Origin of the sequence: Amycolatopsis roodepoortensis, assembly GCF_024628825.1 — a bacterium.
In the GTDB taxonomy this organism is placed as follows: domain Bacteria; phylum Actinomycetota; class Actinomycetes; order Mycobacteriales; family Pseudonocardiaceae; genus Amycolatopsis; species Amycolatopsis roodepoortensis.
This window is the reverse complement of record NZ_CP102415.1, coordinates 3,146,866-3,160,629: the sequence shown is the minus strand read 5'-3', so window position 1 is coordinate 3,160,629 and position 13,764 is coordinate 3,146,866. Positions and strand designations below refer to the sequence as shown.

At 68.9% G+C, this 13,764-nt stretch carries 13 protein-coding genes and 2 pseudogenes; 8 read left to right on the top strand and 7 right to left on the bottom strand.

What is annotated here, in order from left to right; translation table 11 throughout:
• Positions 1 to 15: 15 nt before the first annotated feature.
• Positions 16 to 1,131: a winged helix DNA-binding domain-containing protein gene (locus tag NQK81_RS14805; RefSeq protein ID WP_257488651.1), complete on the bottom strand. Its 1,116-nt coding sequence runs from the start codon at positions 1,129 to 1,131 to the stop codon at positions 16 to 18.
• A 78-nt stretch (positions 1,132 to 1,209) separates the two neighbouring features.
• On the opposite strand from NQK81_RS14805, the gene NQK81_RS14800 reads away from it, so the two are divergent.
• On the top strand, positions 1,210 to 2,238 hold the full coding sequence (locus NQK81_RS14800) for an AraC family transcriptional regulator (RefSeq protein WP_126737379.1): 1,029 nt from the start codon (positions 1,210 to 1,212) through the stop codon (positions 2,236 to 2,238).
• Here the strand turns inward: NQK81_RS14800 and NQK81_RS14795 are convergent.
• Positions 2,165 to 2,830 carry a TetR/AcrR family transcriptional regulator gene (locus NQK81_RS14795; RefSeq protein ID WP_257488650.1) on the bottom strand — a complete coding sequence of 222 codons (666 nt, stop codon included), beginning with the start codon at positions 2,828 to 2,830 and terminating at the stop codon, positions 2,165 to 2,167. The genes NQK81_RS14800 and NQK81_RS14795 overlap by 74 nt on opposite strands.
• 125 nt (positions 2,831 to 2,955) lie before the next feature.
• Between NQK81_RS14795 and NQK81_RS14790 the strand changes: the two genes are divergently transcribed.
• Positions 2,956 to 3,222 carry a hypothetical protein gene (locus tag NQK81_RS14790; RefSeq protein WP_126737381.1) on the top strand — a complete coding sequence of 89 codons (267 nt, stop codon included), beginning with the start codon at positions 2,956 to 2,958 and terminating at the stop codon, positions 3,220 to 3,222.
• A 93-nt stretch (positions 3,223 to 3,315) separates the two neighbouring features.
• Here the strand turns inward: NQK81_RS14790 and NQK81_RS14785 are convergent, their stop codons facing one another.
• Genes NQK81_RS14785 through paaI form a run of 3 tightly spaced genes read right to left on the bottom strand, consistent with a single transcriptional unit; the run spans position 3,316 to position 5,578 of the window.
• Complete coding sequence (locus tag NQK81_RS14785) at positions 3,316 to 3,909, bottom strand: TetR/AcrR family transcriptional regulator (RefSeq protein ID WP_126737382.1); 594 nt, start codon at positions 3,907 to 3,909, stop codon at positions 3,316 to 3,318.
• Positions 3,906 to 5,192: a phenylacetate--CoA ligase PaaK gene (gene paaK, locus NQK81_RS14780; protein ID WP_257488649.1), complete on the bottom strand. Its 1,287-nt coding sequence runs from the start codon at positions 5,190 to 5,192 to the stop codon at positions 3,906 to 3,908. Before paaK ends, NQK81_RS14785 begins: the two co-directional genes overlap by 4 nt.
• The gene (gene paaI, locus NQK81_RS14775; protein WP_185927413.1) at positions 5,189 to 5,578 is read right to left on the bottom strand and encodes a hydroxyphenylacetyl-CoA thioesterase PaaI; all 390 of its coding nucleotides are present in this window, start codon (positions 5,576 to 5,578) and stop codon (positions 5,189 to 5,191) included. The genes paaK and paaI overlap by 4 nt, the downstream gene beginning before the upstream one ends.
• 201 nt (positions 5,579 to 5,779) lie before the next feature.
• Here paaI and paaZ point away from each other — a divergent pair, with 201 nt between their 5' ends.
• The 6 genes from paaZ to paaE are packed head-to-tail and all read left to right on the top strand — an operon-like array spanning position 5,780 to position 11,443.
• Positions 5,780 to 7,810, top strand: coding sequence for a phenylacetic acid degradation bifunctional protein PaaZ (gene paaZ / locus NQK81_RS14770; RefSeq protein ID WP_257488648.1), 2,031 nt, complete (start codon positions 5,780 to 5,782; stop codon positions 7,808 to 7,810).
• On the top strand, positions 7,807 to 8,751 hold the full coding sequence (gene paaA, locus NQK81_RS14765; protein WP_126737386.1) for a 1,2-phenylacetyl-CoA epoxidase subunit PaaA: 945 nt from the start codon (positions 7,807 to 7,809) through the stop codon (positions 8,749 to 8,751). Before paaZ ends, paaA begins: the two co-directional genes overlap by 4 nt.
• Positions 8,748 to 9,032, top strand: a complete 285-nt coding sequence (gene paaB / locus NQK81_RS14760; RefSeq protein ID WP_007034026.1) for a 1,2-phenylacetyl-CoA epoxidase subunit PaaB — start codon at positions 8,748 to 8,750, stop codon at positions 9,030 to 9,032. The genes paaA and paaB overlap by 4 nt, the downstream gene beginning before the upstream one ends.
• A 1-nt stretch (position 9,033) precedes the next feature.
• Positions 9,034 to 9,891, top strand: coding sequence for a 1,2-phenylacetyl-CoA epoxidase subunit PaaC (paaC, locus tag NQK81_RS14755; RefSeq protein WP_126737387.1), 858 nt, complete (start codon positions 9,034 to 9,036; stop codon positions 9,889 to 9,891).
• The gene (paaD, locus tag NQK81_RS14750) at positions 9,885 to 10,373 is read left to right on the top strand and encodes a 1,2-phenylacetyl-CoA epoxidase subunit PaaD (protein WP_005168083.1); all 489 of its coding nucleotides are present in this window, start codon (positions 9,885 to 9,887) and stop codon (positions 10,371 to 10,373) included. Before paaC ends, paaD begins: the two co-directional genes overlap by 7 nt.
• Complete coding sequence (gene paaE / locus NQK81_RS14745) at positions 10,373 to 11,443, top strand: 1,2-phenylacetyl-CoA epoxidase subunit PaaE (protein WP_257488647.1); 1,071 nt, start codon at positions 10,373 to 10,375, stop codon at positions 11,441 to 11,443. The genes paaD and paaE overlap by 1 nt, the downstream gene beginning before the upstream one ends.
• A 50-nt stretch (positions 11,444 to 11,493) precedes the next feature.
• Here paaE and NQK81_RS45530 read toward each other — a convergent pair.
• Together NQK81_RS45530 and NQK81_RS45525 are read right to left on the bottom strand one after the other, a co-directional pair.
• A pseudogene (locus tag NQK81_RS45530) lies at positions 11,494 to 11,982 on the bottom strand (ATP-binding cassette domain-containing protein); the annotation flags it as partial.
• Between the two features lie 627 nt (positions 11,983 to 12,609).
• Positions 12,610 to 13,059 (bottom strand): annotated as a pseudogene (locus tag NQK81_RS45525) (ATP-binding cassette domain-containing protein); the annotation flags it as partial.
• Between the last annotated feature and the right edge of the window lie 705 nt (positions 13,060 to 13,764).

Genomic DNA, 13,764 nt, shown 5'->3' with positions numbered 1-13,764 from the left:
TACACGAGCGGCCATTCAATCGAGATTTCCGGCCACGATCTCCACCGAATGGCTTTCGGCCGTCGGGTGGGCCCAGGCCAGGAGCCGATGAGCGGAGCTTTCGAGAGCGTCCAGATCCCGCTTCGGGATACGCTCGAACGGCGTGATCACCACCGACGCCGCCTTCTTCACGACCTTGATCTCCCAGAACCCCTTCACGAACCCGCCGACCAGGATCGTGCCCTTGACCAGGCCGTTCTGCGTGATGACGACCTTGCGGTACTCGTCGCTGATCACCCGCGTCCGGTCGGCGTAGGACAGGACGGTCTGGTCGAACGGCCCCAGCAGCCGGGCAGGTGCCGGGGTGTCCGGATCGGGGCGAGGGGCTTCGGGCAGGTCGAAGAGCTCGCGGCCGTTCTCGTCACGGAACGTCCGCAGCCGCGGCCGCAACCGCTCGGCGACCTCGCCGAGCTTCGTGATGCCTGCCCACGCCTGCGCGTCCTGCACGCTGGCGGGCCCGAACGCGGCCAGATAGCGCAGGAACATCGCGTCCGGGGACGGTGCCGAATCCGGCTCGGCGCCCAGCCAGTCCCCGGTCGTCTGATACGTCGGCTGCCCGGACTTGCCCCAGACGCCGCGCGGCGGGATCTGCACCAGCGGCAGCAGCGCCCGCGCGACGTGCACCAGCGACGACGGCGCCACGCCCTCCCACTGCTTCGCGAGTTCCGCGCCGAGGCCTGCCGCCGAAAGTGGCCGTTCGCCCAGCAGCTTGGCGGCGGTGCGAGCGATCTCCTGATGGTCGAGGCCCTTGATGTCCGGGCCGTGCTGGGTGTTGCCGAGCACCGAGCGGTCGTAGAGCGGTTGGACGATGGGGCGCCACGCGAGTGCGTCCGAAGGCGTGACCAGGTGCACCGTGCCGCGCATGAGCGCGATCCGTACGACGCTCTTGTCGAGCAGGAGGTTCGCCAGCTCTTCCTGGCGGAACCCGTGCAGCCTGGTCCACAGCGCGAAGTACGGCGGGTTCGGGGCCTGTGCCTGCAAGCCGGCCAGGTGCTCGACCGCTTCGAGCGCGGTCATCTTCGAACGCCGGAGCAGCAGCTGCCGGTCCAGCATGGCGCGGTTCAGCGCGCGCCTGCTCAACGTGTCGGACATGCCGCTCACCCTAATCGGGATCAAGGACAGTTACCGTCCTCAATGCGCCGAGCGTTGCCGGGATCCATAATCCCGGCCATGGAACTACCGCCGCCGGTGATCCGGGACTGGGACTACCCGCGCGGCACGGCGAGCATCGTGCTCATGGCCCGCTTCGCCGCCGAGAACGGCGTCACCGGGTTGGAGTCCTACGAGCACGCCCCCGTGGACGGTCAGGTCGACGCGCGGCAGGAACTCGCGGTGGTCCGGGCGCTGGTCCGCGGGCTCGGCGGCGGGGACGACGTCGCGCTGCGGCTGAGCAGGCGGTACCGGGTCAGCGCGTTCGGCATCTTCGGTTTCGCGTGCATCAGCAGCCCGACGCTGGGGGACGCGATGCGCTTCGCCCTGCGCTATCTCGACCTGAGTTTCACCTTCTGCATCCCGCACGTGACCGTCGAGGCGGGGCGGCTCGCGCTGGCCATGGACGACAGCCGCGTGCCGGGCGACGTCGCCCGCTTCCTGGTGCTGCGCGACCTCGGCGCCATCCACACCGTCATGCGCGACATCCTGCCGGACATATCCTTGCGCTCCCTGGCCTTCCGGCACGAGAAACCCTCCACTGTGGACGAATACACGCGGACCTTCGGGCTGACGCCGTCGTTCTCCGCGCCGTCGCATCTCGCCACCCTGGACCCGCTCTTCCTCGACAAACCGTTGCCGCAGGCCAACGACCAGACGGTCGCGGTCTGCGCCGCGCAATGCGATCTGCTGGTGTCGCGGAAACGGGCGCGCTCCGGGATCGCCCAGCAGGTCCGCGAACGGCTGGTACGGCTCGGCGGCGTCGACGCCGGGATGGACGAGGTCGCGCGGCAGCTCGCGCTCAGCCCGCGCACGCTGCGAAGGCGGCTGTTCGAGGCCGGGACCGGCTACCGCACGCTGCTCGACGAGGTCCGTCAGGCCTTGGCGGAGGAAATGCTCGACACCGGGGCGCTCAGCGTGGAGGACGTCGCGCTGCGGCTGGGTTACGCCGAAGCGTCGAGCTTCATCTACGCCTTCAAACGCTGGAAGGGGATGACGCCGGCGGCTTATGCCCGGCGGAACGCGTTGCGAGCACGGCCGGGTAGGTGACGCGCAGCAGATGCAGGATCGAGTCGGTGAGGAAGACCCGCAGCTCGTCGCGGCCGAGCGTGCCGCGGATCAGCCATTCGCGTGACGCCGCGCGCAGCATCCCGCCGTACGAACGGATCATCGCGCGAAGCTCTTCGCGACCCTCGGTGACCTCGCTCATCAACGCGGCCGCGAGCACGCGATCGGCGGCGATCTCGTCGGCCTCCAGCATGATCCGCTCGATCTCCGGGTCGCGGCCCACCGCCTCGGAGCCGATCGCGGTCAGCCACGCCTGCTCGTTGCGCTCGACGACCTCGATCCAGTGCTGGACGCTGATCGCGAGCCGCTCCTCGGCGCTCGTGTCGGGCAGGTTCTCGATCACCGGCGCCGGGACGATCATCATCTGCCGGACGACTTCCAGGTACAGCTCCCGTTTGCCGCCGAAGTAGTGGTTGATCAGCGGCCTGGCCACCCCGGCGGCCTTCGCGATGTCCGAGGTCGAAACCGAGGCGTAGGTGCCCGCGCCGAACAGCCGCCGGGCCGCGGTCAGGATCTCGGCGCGCCGGGCGGCCGGTTCGAGGCGGCGCCGCCGGTTGTCCGGATCGGTGCTCATGGGCCGAGCGTAACCGTTTCACGTGACCGCCTGCCGTTACGCATTCGGAACAACCCGCCGGTAACCCCTGGGGCCCGCACGGCGACGTTGGGGGCGGGGGGACCGGGTGTCATGGGTAGGGACGAATGGCCAGTGCCGAACGCGATCCGGTTCGCCGTACCGGACGGTGGGTCAGTGTGCGGCTGCAGCATCGTGACGTCCGCGTCCAGGACGAATGCGTCTCCTACGCGGGGATCGTGATCACCAGTTTCGAGAACGGCGCCGAGGTCGGCGAACGCTGGATCCCGCTCGGCGTCGATCCGTCGGAGGCCGACGACGAACAGCTCATCCAGCAGTTGCGCGACGCGCTGATCTGGCAGGCGCGGCGGCCCCCGAAGGCTGCGGGGGAGTAGGCGTAACTCGCGTGATCAGAGGCGTAACTCACGTGATTGAAGGTGATCCGGCTTCAATCACGCGAGTTACGCCTTCAAGCACGTGAGTTACGGCTATTGGGTCCGCAGGCCGTCGAAGGCGATCTTGCAGACGGCGTCCGCCAGTTCGGTTCCGGCCGAACCGCGGCGCGGCCGGTACCACTCGATCAGCGAGTTCACCATGCCGTACAGCAGCCGCGCGGTGACCGCGGGATCGATGTCGGGCCGCACGTCGCCCTCGGTTTCGGCCTGTTTCACCAATTCCGTGACGAGCCGGTCGAATTCGCGCCGCCGCGCGAGCGCCGCCCGTTCGATCTTGGTGTTGCCGCGCACCCGCAGCAGCAGGGTCACGAACGGCAGCTGCTCGACCAGCACGAGGACACTGCCCCGCACCAGATGCTCCAGCTTCTCGATCGCCTTGCCCTCGAAGGATTCCGTCTCGGCGGCGACGGCGAACAGGCCGTTCAGCGCGCGGTCGACGGCGAGCCGCAGCAGCTCCTCCTTGCTCGGCACGTGGTGGTAGATCGCGGATTTCGTGATGCCGAGCTTGCGGGAAAGGTCCTCCATGCTGGTGCCGTCGTAGCCGCGTTCGTTGAACAGCTTGACCGCGACCTGCAGCAGCGACTCGAGGTCGTAGCCGGGACGTCCCCGGCGGGCGGGGGTGCTCAACCGCGGTCCCGTTCGTCGAGTACGCGCCGCATCTTGCCCAGCGACCGTTCCAGCGTGTCCGGGTCGACGACCTCGACGCCGACGCTCACGCCGACCCCGTCCTTGACGCCGGCGATCAGCCGCGCGGCGGCCTCGGCGCGCTGCTCGGTGGACGCGTCCGGACGCGCTTCGACCCGCACCGTCAGGTGGTCCATCCGGCCCTTCGTCGACCGGACCAGCTGGAAATGCGGCGCGAGCGCGGGGGTCACCAGCACGACTTCCTCGATCTGCGTGGGGAAGACGTTGACGCCACGCAGGATGATCATGTCATCGCTGCGCCCGGTCACCTTCTCCATCCGCCGGTACGCCGGCCGCGCGGTGCCCGGCAGCAGGCGGGTCAGGTCGCGCGTGCGGTACCGGATGATCGGCAGCGCCTGTTTGGTCAGCGAGGTGAACAGCAGCTCACCCTCGGCGTCGGTGGGCTTCTCGGTGAACGGGTCGATCACCTCGGGGAAGAAGTGGTCCTCCCAGATGTGCAGCCCGTCCTTGGTCTCGACGCATTCCTGCGCGACGCCGGGGCCCATCACCTCGGACAGGCCGTAGATGTCGACGGCGTCGATGCCGACGCGGTCCTCGATCTCCGCGCGCATCTGCTCGGTCCACGGTTCGGCGCCGAAGATGCCGACCTTGAGCGAACTCGTCTGCGGGTCGATGCCCTGCCGTTCGAACTCGTCGAGCAACGTCAGCATGTACGACGGCGTGACCATGATGATCTCGGGTTTGAAATCGGTGATGATCTGCACCTGGCGCGCCGTCATGCCGCCGGACGCCGGGATCACCGTGCAGCCGAGTTTCTCGGCACCGTAGTGCGCGCCGAGGCCGCCGGTGAACAGGCCGTATCCGTAGGCCACGTGGACCTTGTCGCCCGGCCGTCCGCCGGCCGCGCGGATCGAGCGCGCCATCACCGTCGCCCAGGTGTCGATGTCTTCGGACGTGTAGCCGACGACGGTCGGTTTCCCGGTGGTCCCGCTGGACGCGTGGATGCGGCTGACCTGCGCTTCCGGCACGGCGAACATGCCGAACGGGTAGTTGTCGCGCAGGTCCTGCTTCGTGGTGAACGGGAACTTCGCCAGGTCTTCCAGCGCCTTGCAGTCGTCCGGGTGAACGCCCGACTCGTCGAACTTCCGCTTGTAGAACGGCACGTTCTCGTAGGCGTGCCGCAGCGTCCACCGGAGGCGCTTCAGCTGCAGCGCCTGGAGTTCGTCGATGGTCAGGTTCTCGGCTTCGTCACTGAAGGCGGTCATCGTGATGCTTTCTGGATGGTGCGGCTGCGGCCGCGGAATTCGGCGACGACCTCCGGCCCGTCGGGGGTCTCCCGGTGCACGGTGACGTCGTAGATGCCGTTGCGGCCGTAGCGGGTCCGCTCGGTGGCGGTGGCGATGAGGTGGTCGCCGAGTTTGCCTGCCGCGACGAACGAGATCTCCGCGCCGGACGCGACCGTCACCGGCCCATGGCTGTTGCAGGCGCAGGCGAACGTCGTGTCGGCCAGCAGGAAGACGTAGCCGCCGTGGGCGATGTCGTGGCCGTTGACCATCGTCTCGGTGATCCGCATGGTGGCGACGGCGTGCCCTTCGGCGGCCTCGACCAGCTCGATGCCGAGCGCCTTCGACGCCTGGTCGTCGGCGAACATCGTGTGCGCGGCGTTGGTCAAGCCAGACCCCCTGGTTACTGACCGAATGGACGGTTGTTAAAGGGTGCCGCAAGTAAAGGCGCGCTTCCGGGTGGATGTCAAGGATCCGCCGCCGTCCGGGGGTTTGCAAGACCCCGGACGCGAGCTACAGTGAATTACTGAACGGACGGTCTGTTAATCCACCACGTGAAGGGTCGACCCATGGCATTGCTGCGCAGCTACGTCTCCGGCGGGTGGCACACGGCGGAAAGTGACGGAGTGCCGCTGCACGACGCCTCCACCGGCGAAGAGGTCGCCCGGGTCTCGTCCGAGGGCATCGACTTCGCCGCCGCGCTGGACTACGGGCGCCGCGTCGGCGGCCCCGCGCTGCGTGAGCTGACCTTCCACCAGCGCGCCGCGTTGCTGAAGGCGCTGGCCTCCCACCTGCGCGAACACCGCGAGGAGCTGTACGCGCTCTCGGCGCGCACTGGCGCGACCAAGACCGACTCCATGGTCGACATCGACGGCGGCATCGGCGTCCTGTTCGCCTACTCCAGCAAGGGCAAACGCGAACTGCCGAACGACACCGTCTACGTCGACGGCAACGTCGAGCAGCTGAGCAAGGGCGGCACCTTCGTCGCCCAGCACATCGCCGTCCCGCTGCGCGGGGTCGCCGTCCAGATCAACGCGTTCAACTTCCCCGTGTGGGGCCCGCTGGAGAAGTTCGCCCCCGCGTTCCTCGCCGGGGTGCCGAGCCTGATCAAGCCCGCCAGCCAGACCGCGTATCTGACCGCGCGCCTGGTCGAGATCATCATCGAGTCCGGAATCCTGCCCGAGGGCACGCTCCAGTTCGTCGCGGGCAGCGTCGGCGACCTGCTCGACCACGTCACCGCGCAGGACCTCGTCTCCTTCACCGGTTCGGCGTCGACGGCGCAGAAGCTGCGCGCACACCCGGCGATCGTGCGCAACTCCGTCCGGTTCAACGCCGAGGCCGACTCGCTGAACCTGTCGATCCTCGGCCCGGACGCCAAACCCGGCACCACCGAGTTCGACCTCTTCGTCAAGCAGCTGACCACCGAGATGACGGTCAAGGCGGGCCAGAAGTGCACCGCCATCCGCCGCGCCTTCGTGCCCGCCGACCTGCTGGACGACGTCGCCGAGGCCGCGAGCGCGCGGCTGGCGAAGACCACCGTCGGCAACCCCACCGCCGAAGGGGTCCGCATGGGCGCCCTGGCCAGCCTGGAGCAGCGCGAGGAGGTCCGGCGGTCGCTCAAGGCGCTGCTGGACGCCGGCACGATCGTCTTCGGCGACCCGGAGCAGGTCGAGGTCGTCGGCGCGGACGCCGAACGCGGCGCGTTCATCTCACCCGTACTGCTGAAGGCCGACCCGGAGCGGTCCGAGCCGCACGAGGTCGAGGCGTTCGGCCCGGTGTCGACGCTGCTGCCGTACACCTCCACCGAACAGGTCGTCGAGCTCGCCGCGCGCGGCGGCGGCAGCCTCGTGGGTTCCGTCGTTTCCGCCGACAAGGAGTTCGTGCGTGAGGTCGTTCTCGGCGTCGCGCCGTACCACGGCCGCCTGCTGGTGCTCGACGCCGAAGACGCCAAGGAGTCCACCGGCCACGGTTCGCCGATGCCGCAGCTGGTGCACGGTGGGCCCGGCCGCGCCGGCGGCGGCGAGGAGATGGGCGGCGTCCGCGGCGTGCTGCACCATATGCAGCGCACGGCGGTCCAGGGTTCGCCCGCCGCCCTGAGCACGGTCACCGGCCGCTGGGTCGCGGGCGCGCCGCGTACCGAAGGCGACGTCCACCCCTTCCGGAAGTCGTTGGCGGAGCTGAAGATCGGCGACTCCGTGGTCGCTGGCCCGCGCACCGTCACCCAGGAGGACGTCGACCACTTCGCCGAGTTCACCGGCGACACCTTCTACGCCCACACCGACCCGGAGGCCGCGGCGGCGAACCCGCTGTTCGGTGGGATCGTGGCGCACGGGTACCTCGTGGTGTCCTTCGCCGCGGGCCTGTTCGTCTCGCCGGAGCCCGGCCCGGTGCTGGCCAACTACGGCCTGGAGAACCTGCGGTTCCTCACCCCGGTCAAGGTCGGCGACTCGCTGACCGTGACCTTGACCGCCAAGCAGATCACCCCGCGGATCGACCAGGAGTACGGCGAGGTCCGCTGGGACGCCGACGTCACCAACGCCGACGGCGACTCGGTCGCCAAGTACGACGTGCTGACCCTCGTCGCCAAGGAGCAGTCATGACGGCAACTCTGCCTGAGGAAGACCTCGAACGGCATTTCGAGGCCACCATCGAGCGCGACCAGCGCATCGAGCCGCGCGACTGGGTGCCTGAGGGCTACCGCAAGACGATGATCCGCCAGATCGCGCAGCACGCGCACTCGGAGATCATCGGCATGCAGCCCGAGGGCAACTGGATCACCCGCGCGCCTTCCTTGCGCCGCAAGGCGATCCTGCTTGCCAAGGTGCAGGACGAGGCGGGGCACGGGCTGTACTTGTACTCCGCGGCCGCCACCCTCGGCGCCGACCGCGCGGATCTGACCGACAAGCTGATCAACGGCAAGCAGAAGTACTCGTCGATCTTCAACTACCCGACGCTGACCTTCGCCGACGTCGGCGTGATCGGCTGGCTGGTCGACGGCGCGGCCATCTGCAACCAGGTTCCCTTGTGCCGCAGCTCGTACGGGCCGTACGCACGCGCCATGATCCGCATCTGCAAGGAGGAGTCCTTCCACCAGCGGCAGGGCTACGAGCTGCTGATGACCATGATGCGCGGCACGGAGAAGCAGCGCGAAATGGTGCAGGAGGCGGTGAACCGCTGGTGGTGGCCGTCGCTGATGATGTTCGGCCCGCCGGACGCCGATTCGCCGAACACCGCGCAGTCGATGGCGTGGAAGGTCAAACGGCACACCAACGACGAACTGCGCCAGCGCTTTGTCGACATGTCCATTCCGCAGGCCGAGGCGCTGGGCGTCACCTTCCCCGACCCGGACCTGAAGTGGAACGCCGAACGCGGGCACTACGACTTCGGCGCCGTCGACTGGGACGAGTTCAAGAACGTGTTGAAGGGCAACGGCCCCTGCAACGCCGAGCGCATCGCGCACCGGCGGCGGGCCCAGGAGGACGGCGCGTGGGTGCGGGAAGCCGCCGCCGCGCACGCCGCGAAGAAAGGTGCCTCGGCATGAAACACGACTGGCCGTTGTACGAGGTGTTCGTCCGGGGCAAGCGCGGGCTGAACCACGTGCACGTGGGTTCGCTGCACGCGGCGGACGACGACATGGCGCTGCACCACGCGCGGGATCTGTACACGCGCCGCAACGAGGGCGTGTCGATCTGGGTCGTGCGGGCTTCGGACATCACGGCGTCTTCGCCGGACGAGAAGGACCCGTTCTTCGCGCCCAGCGGCGACAAGGTGTACCGGCACCCGACGTTCTACGAAATCCCCGACAACGTTCCCCACATGTGACATGAGCTTCGACAACGCCTATGAGGCGATCACCGAGGAGAACGACTCCCGCTGGGCCTTCGGCACCGGGTTCGAGGATCCGCTGTCCGGTGTGGACACCACGGTTCCGTCCGGTGTGGACGGTGCGCGGCTCGCGGCCTACTGCCTGATGCTCGGCGACGACGCGCTGATCTTCTCGCACCGGCTGCAGGAATGGTGCACGAACGCGCCCGAACTCGAGGACGAGGTCGCGATCGCGAACATCGCGCTCGACCTGCTCGGGCAGGCCCGGCTGCTGCTCGCCCGCGCGGGCAAGGCCGACGGCAGCGACCGCACCGAGGACTCGTACGCCTTCTTCCGTGGCGAACAGGAGTACCGCAACGTCCGGCTCGCCGAGTTGGACGGTGGGCACTTCGGGCATCTGATCGCGCGGCTGCTGGTGTTCTCGATTTGGCGGCTCGCGCTGCTGCAGCGTTTGCAGACGAGCGTGGACCCGGTGCTCGCGGCCATCGCGGACAAGGGTGTCAAGGAGGTCGCGTACCACCGCGACTACGCCGCCCAGTGGGCCGTGCGCCTCGGCGACGGCACCGAGCTGTCCCACACGCGGATGCAGGAAGGGCTGGACGCGGTCTGGCCGTACGTCGACGAGTTGTTCACCGCACACGAGGTCGAGTTCGTCGACTCGCCGTCGCTGCGGCCGGAGTTCGACGCGATCCTCGACCAGGTGCTGGCCGTCGCGAAGCTGACGCGTCCCGAAATCGGTGCCATCGCCGGGGTTTCCGGCCGGATGGGTCGCGACGGCGTGCACACCGAGCGGATGGGCTTCCTGCTGGCGACCCTGCAGAGTGTCGCCAGGGAACACCCGGACGCGACATGGTGACCGCGTACGCCGTGGCGGCCACGGTCACCGACCCGGAACTGCCGATGCTCACCCTCGCCGATCTCGGCGTGCTGCGTGAAGTATCCGAAGAGGACGGACGGGTGGTCGTCGCGATCACCCCGACCTACACCGGCTGCCCGGCGATGGACACCATGCGCGACGACCTCGTGCACGCGCTGACCGGCGCGGGTTACGGCGACGTCGAGGTCCGCACGGTGCTTCAGCCGGCGTGGTCCACGGACTGGATCACCGAGGACGGCAAACGGAAACTGGCCGAAGCCGGCATCGCGCCGCCGGGGGCCGCGCCGCGGCGGACCGGGCCGATCCCGCTCACGCTGAGCCCGCCGGTGTCGTCGGTCCGCTGTCCGCACTGCGGTTCCGCGGACACCGAGGAGCAGTCCCGGTTCAGTGCGACGGCGTGCAAAGCCTTGCGCCGCTGCCGGTTCTGCCTCGAACCGTTCGAACACGTCAAGGAGATCTAGTGACAGCGACCCTGCGCCGCACGGGCTTCCACACCCTCAAGGTGTCCGACGTCCAGCGTTTGTGCGACGACGCCGTCGCGGTGACCTTCGACGTGCCCGAAGACCTCGCGGACACCTTTCGCTTCAAGCCGGGGCAGTCGCTGACCCTGCGCCGCGAGATCGACGGCCGTGACGAGCGCCGTTCGTACTCGATCTGCGCGCCCGCCGGTGCGGCGCCGCGGGTCGGCGTCCGCGAGGTGCCGGGCGGGCTGTTCTCGTCGTGGCTCGTGCGCGACGTGAAGCCCGGCGACGAGATCGAGGTCGCGCCGCCGACCGGCAACTTCAGCCCCGATCCGGCAGCCGCGGGTCACCACGTGCTGATCGCGGCCGGATCCGGGATCACGCCGGTGCTGTCGATCGCGTCTTCGCTGCTCAGCGACTCGGACGCGACGGTGACCGTGCTCTACGGCAACCGCCGCACGGACACCGTCATGTTCGCCGACGACCTCGCGGACCTCAAGGACCGTTACCCCGCTCGGCTCGAACTCGTCCACGTCCTGTCGCGTGAGCCGCGCGAGGCCGAACTGTTCACCGGACGGCTCGACGTGGAGAAGCTGCGGCGCCTGTGCACCGTGCTGATCCCGGTCGAGGACGTCGCGCACTGGTGGCTGTGCGGGCCGTTCGAGATGGTCACCGGTGCGCAGGAACTGCTGCGGTCCCTGGATGTTCCCGACGAGCGTGTCCACCAGGAACTGTTCTATGTGGACACTCCGCCGGAGCCGGTGCGCCACATCGACCCGGCCGTCGTCGGTGCGTCCAGCGAGGTCACGCTGGTGCTCGACGGCCGGTCGACGACGATGACGCTGCCGCGCGGTTCCTCGCTGCTCGACGGCGCGCAGAAGTACCGTCCGGACCTGCCGTTCGCCTGCAAGGGCGGGGTGTGCGGCACCTGCCGGGCGAAGATCTGCGACGGCAAGGTGGACATGCGGCGCAACTTCGCGCTGGAGAAGGCCGAGGTCGACGCCGGTTTCGTGCTCACCTGCCAGTCGGTGCCCGTCTCCGATGCCGTCACCGTGGACTTCGACGCCTGAAGTCTCGTGAGTGGTAAGGACGGTTCTAACCGTCCTTACCACTCACGAGGCTAGATCTTCAACCAGCGGGTGATACCGATGTCGGCGAGGAACGGGCGGTCGTGGCTCGCCACGATCAGCGTTCCCCGGTAGGCCAGCAACGCCTCGGTGAGGCGCCGCACGCTCGCCAGATCGAGGTTGTTCGTCGGCTCGTCGAGCAGCAACAGCCGGGGCGTGGGCTCGGTCAGCAGCAACGTCGCCAGCGTGGCGCGGAACCGTTCCCCACCGGACAGTGACGCCACCTCGCGGTCGGCCGCCTTGCCCCGGAACAGGAACCGCGCCAGCCTCGCGCGGATCTCGTTGTCCGTGAGCGACGGCGCGACCAGCCGCACGTTGTCCACAATAGACAGCGACTCGTCGAGAACGTCGAGCCGCTGGGGGAGCAGCCTGGCGGGCACGAACAGCCCCACCTCGCCCGACTCCGGCGGGATCTCGCCGATGATCGTGCGGAGCAGGGTGGTCTTGCCCGAACCGTTCGGGCCGACGAGCGCGATCCGCTCGGGGCCCATGACGTGCAGGTCCACCGCCGGGCCGAACCGGGGCACGGCGTCGATCCGGAGCACGTCCGTCCCGCGCGGGACCGTCGTCTCCGGCAGTTCGACCCGGATCTCGGCATCCTCCCGCACCAGTTCCCCGGCGGCCTTCATCGCCTCGACGGCGCCTTCCAGCCGGTCGGTGTGCAGGTTCCGGTACTTGCCCGCGGCGATCTGGGCATCCTCCTGACGTTTGCGCATCCGCACCTTGGGTTCGCGTTTCCGGTCCCACATCTGCTGGCCGTAGCGGGCCCGCCGGGCGAGTTTGATCCCGGCCTCGACCAGCTCCCGTTTCTGTCGTTTGACGTCCGACTCCGCCGCCCGCAGGTGCCGCCGTGCCGCCTCCTGCGCGACCTCGACGGCGTGTTCGTAGTCCGCGAGGTTCCCGCCGTACAGCGTGACCTCGCGGTCGCGGACCTCGGCGATCCGGTCGACCAGCCCGAGCAGCTCGCGATCGTGCGAGACGACCACGAGGATCCCGCCCCAGCCCGCCACCTCACGGTGCACGAGCTCACGGGCCCGCAGGTCGAGGTTGTTCGTGGGCTCGTCGAGCAGCAGCGCGGCGGGACGGCGCAGCAACAGGGCGGCCAGCCCGAGCAGCGTGAGCTCGCCACCGGACAGCTCGCCCGCCCTCTGGTCCAGCCGGATGGTGCCCAGGCCGAGCCGGTCGAGGATCGCGTGGATGCGCTCCTCGACATCCCAGTTGTCGCCGATGGTGGCGAAATGCTCTTCGGTGGCGGAACCGCCCTCGACGGCCCGGATCGCCGCGCGGATCGCGGTGACACCGAGGACGTCGTCGACGCGGCGGCCGGTGTCCAGGACGAGGTTCTGCGGCAGGTAGCCGAGCTCACCCGGTGCGGTGATGGAGCCCGTGGTGGCCCGCAGGTCGCCGGCGAGCAGCCTGAGCAGCGTGGACTTGCCGGATCCGTTGGTGCCGACCAGGCCGGTGCGGCCGGCGCCGATGGTGAGCGAAAGGCGCTCGAACACCGGGGAGCCGTCGGGCCAGGTGAAGGTGACGTCGGAAAGCGTCAAGGAAGAAGACATGAGACTCCCTGCGAAGGAGGTGGATGAGGGCGCAGGTTCGTCTCAGAAGATCACGGCGACAGGGTATCCCGCGGGTTGGCGCGTGGCGATCGATTTTCGCGGGGCCTGGCAACGGAGGGGCAGGAATGGTCTGCGGTTTTCGCGAGCCAGGTCGAAGTCGGTAGGACCGACCGTGGGAGGGTACCGGTCCCGGCCTGACGGCTGCGCGAAGCTGGTCGTCGATATTCGGTAACGGCGGCCGCGTGCATGGCGCCTGGCAGTGGTCGGCAGTGCGCAGACAGGTTTCTTGAACGCTGCCCTTGCGTTGCCGGATTTCGGTAATGGTTGCGAGTGTGTCGACCGCTGGTGTGCTGTCGGTGGTGCTCCGTGGCTGGTGGTTGCCGGATTTCGGCGATGGCACAGGCACCGGTCACGCGGCTTCGGGACGTTCCCGGGAGCTGTGGGCGGCTGTCGCCGGATTTCGGCGATGGCGGAGGTGTCGGTCTCGGTCACGTGGTTTCGGGTCGTTTCCTGGGACTCGCGGGGGGCTGTCGCCGGATTTCGGTAACAGGACGGGTGTCGGTCTTGGTCGCGTGGCTTGGGGTCGTTCCCGGCCACCGTAGGCAACTGTCGCCGGATTTCGGTGACAGCACGGGTGCCGGGTCTCGGCCACGTGGCTTGGGGTCGTTTCCCGGGACCTGCGGGCGGCTGTCGTCGGATTTCGGC

Excerpts from the sequence above, each read along its gene's own strand:
- paaD (WP_005168083.1), top strand. The coding sequence starts at position 9,885 with ATGGTGACCGCGTACGCCGTGGCGGCCACGGTCACCGACCCGGAACTG.
- paaK (WP_257488649.1), bottom strand. The coding sequence starts at position 5,192 with ATGACCGCCTTCAGTGACGAAGCCGAGAACCTGACCATCGACGAACTC.
- NQK81_RS14805 (WP_257488651.1), bottom strand. The coding sequence starts at position 1,131 with ATGTCCGACACGTTGAGCAGGCGCGCGCTGAACCGCGCCATGCTGGAC.
- paaI (WP_185927413.1), bottom strand. The coding sequence starts at position 5,578 with ATGTTCGCCGACGACCAGGCGTCGAAGGCGCTCGGCATCGAGCTGGTC.
- NQK81_RS14790 (WP_126737381.1), top strand. The coding sequence starts at position 2,956 with ATGGCCAGTGCCGAACGCGATCCGGTTCGCCGTACCGGACGGTGGGTC.
- NQK81_RS14795 (WP_257488650.1), bottom strand. The coding sequence starts at position 2,830 with ATGAGCACCGATCCGGACAACCGGCGGCGCCGCCTCGAACCGGCCGCC.
- paaB (WP_007034026.1), top strand. The coding sequence starts at position 8,748 with ATGAAACACGACTGGCCGTTGTACGAGGTGTTCGTCCGGGGCAAGCGC.
- paaZ (WP_257488648.1), top strand. The coding sequence starts at position 5,780 with ATGGCATTGCTGCGCAGCTACGTCTCCGGCGGGTGGCACACGGCGGAA.
- NQK81_RS14800 (WP_126737379.1), top strand. The coding sequence starts at position 1,210 with ATGGAACTACCGCCGCCGGTGATCCGGGACTGGGACTACCCGCGCGGC.
- paaA (WP_126737386.1), top strand. The coding sequence starts at position 7,807 with ATGACGGCAACTCTGCCTGAGGAAGACCTCGAACGGCATTTCGAGGCC.
- paaC (WP_126737387.1), top strand. The coding sequence starts at position 9,034 with ATGAGCTTCGACAACGCCTATGAGGCGATCACCGAGGAGAACGACTCC.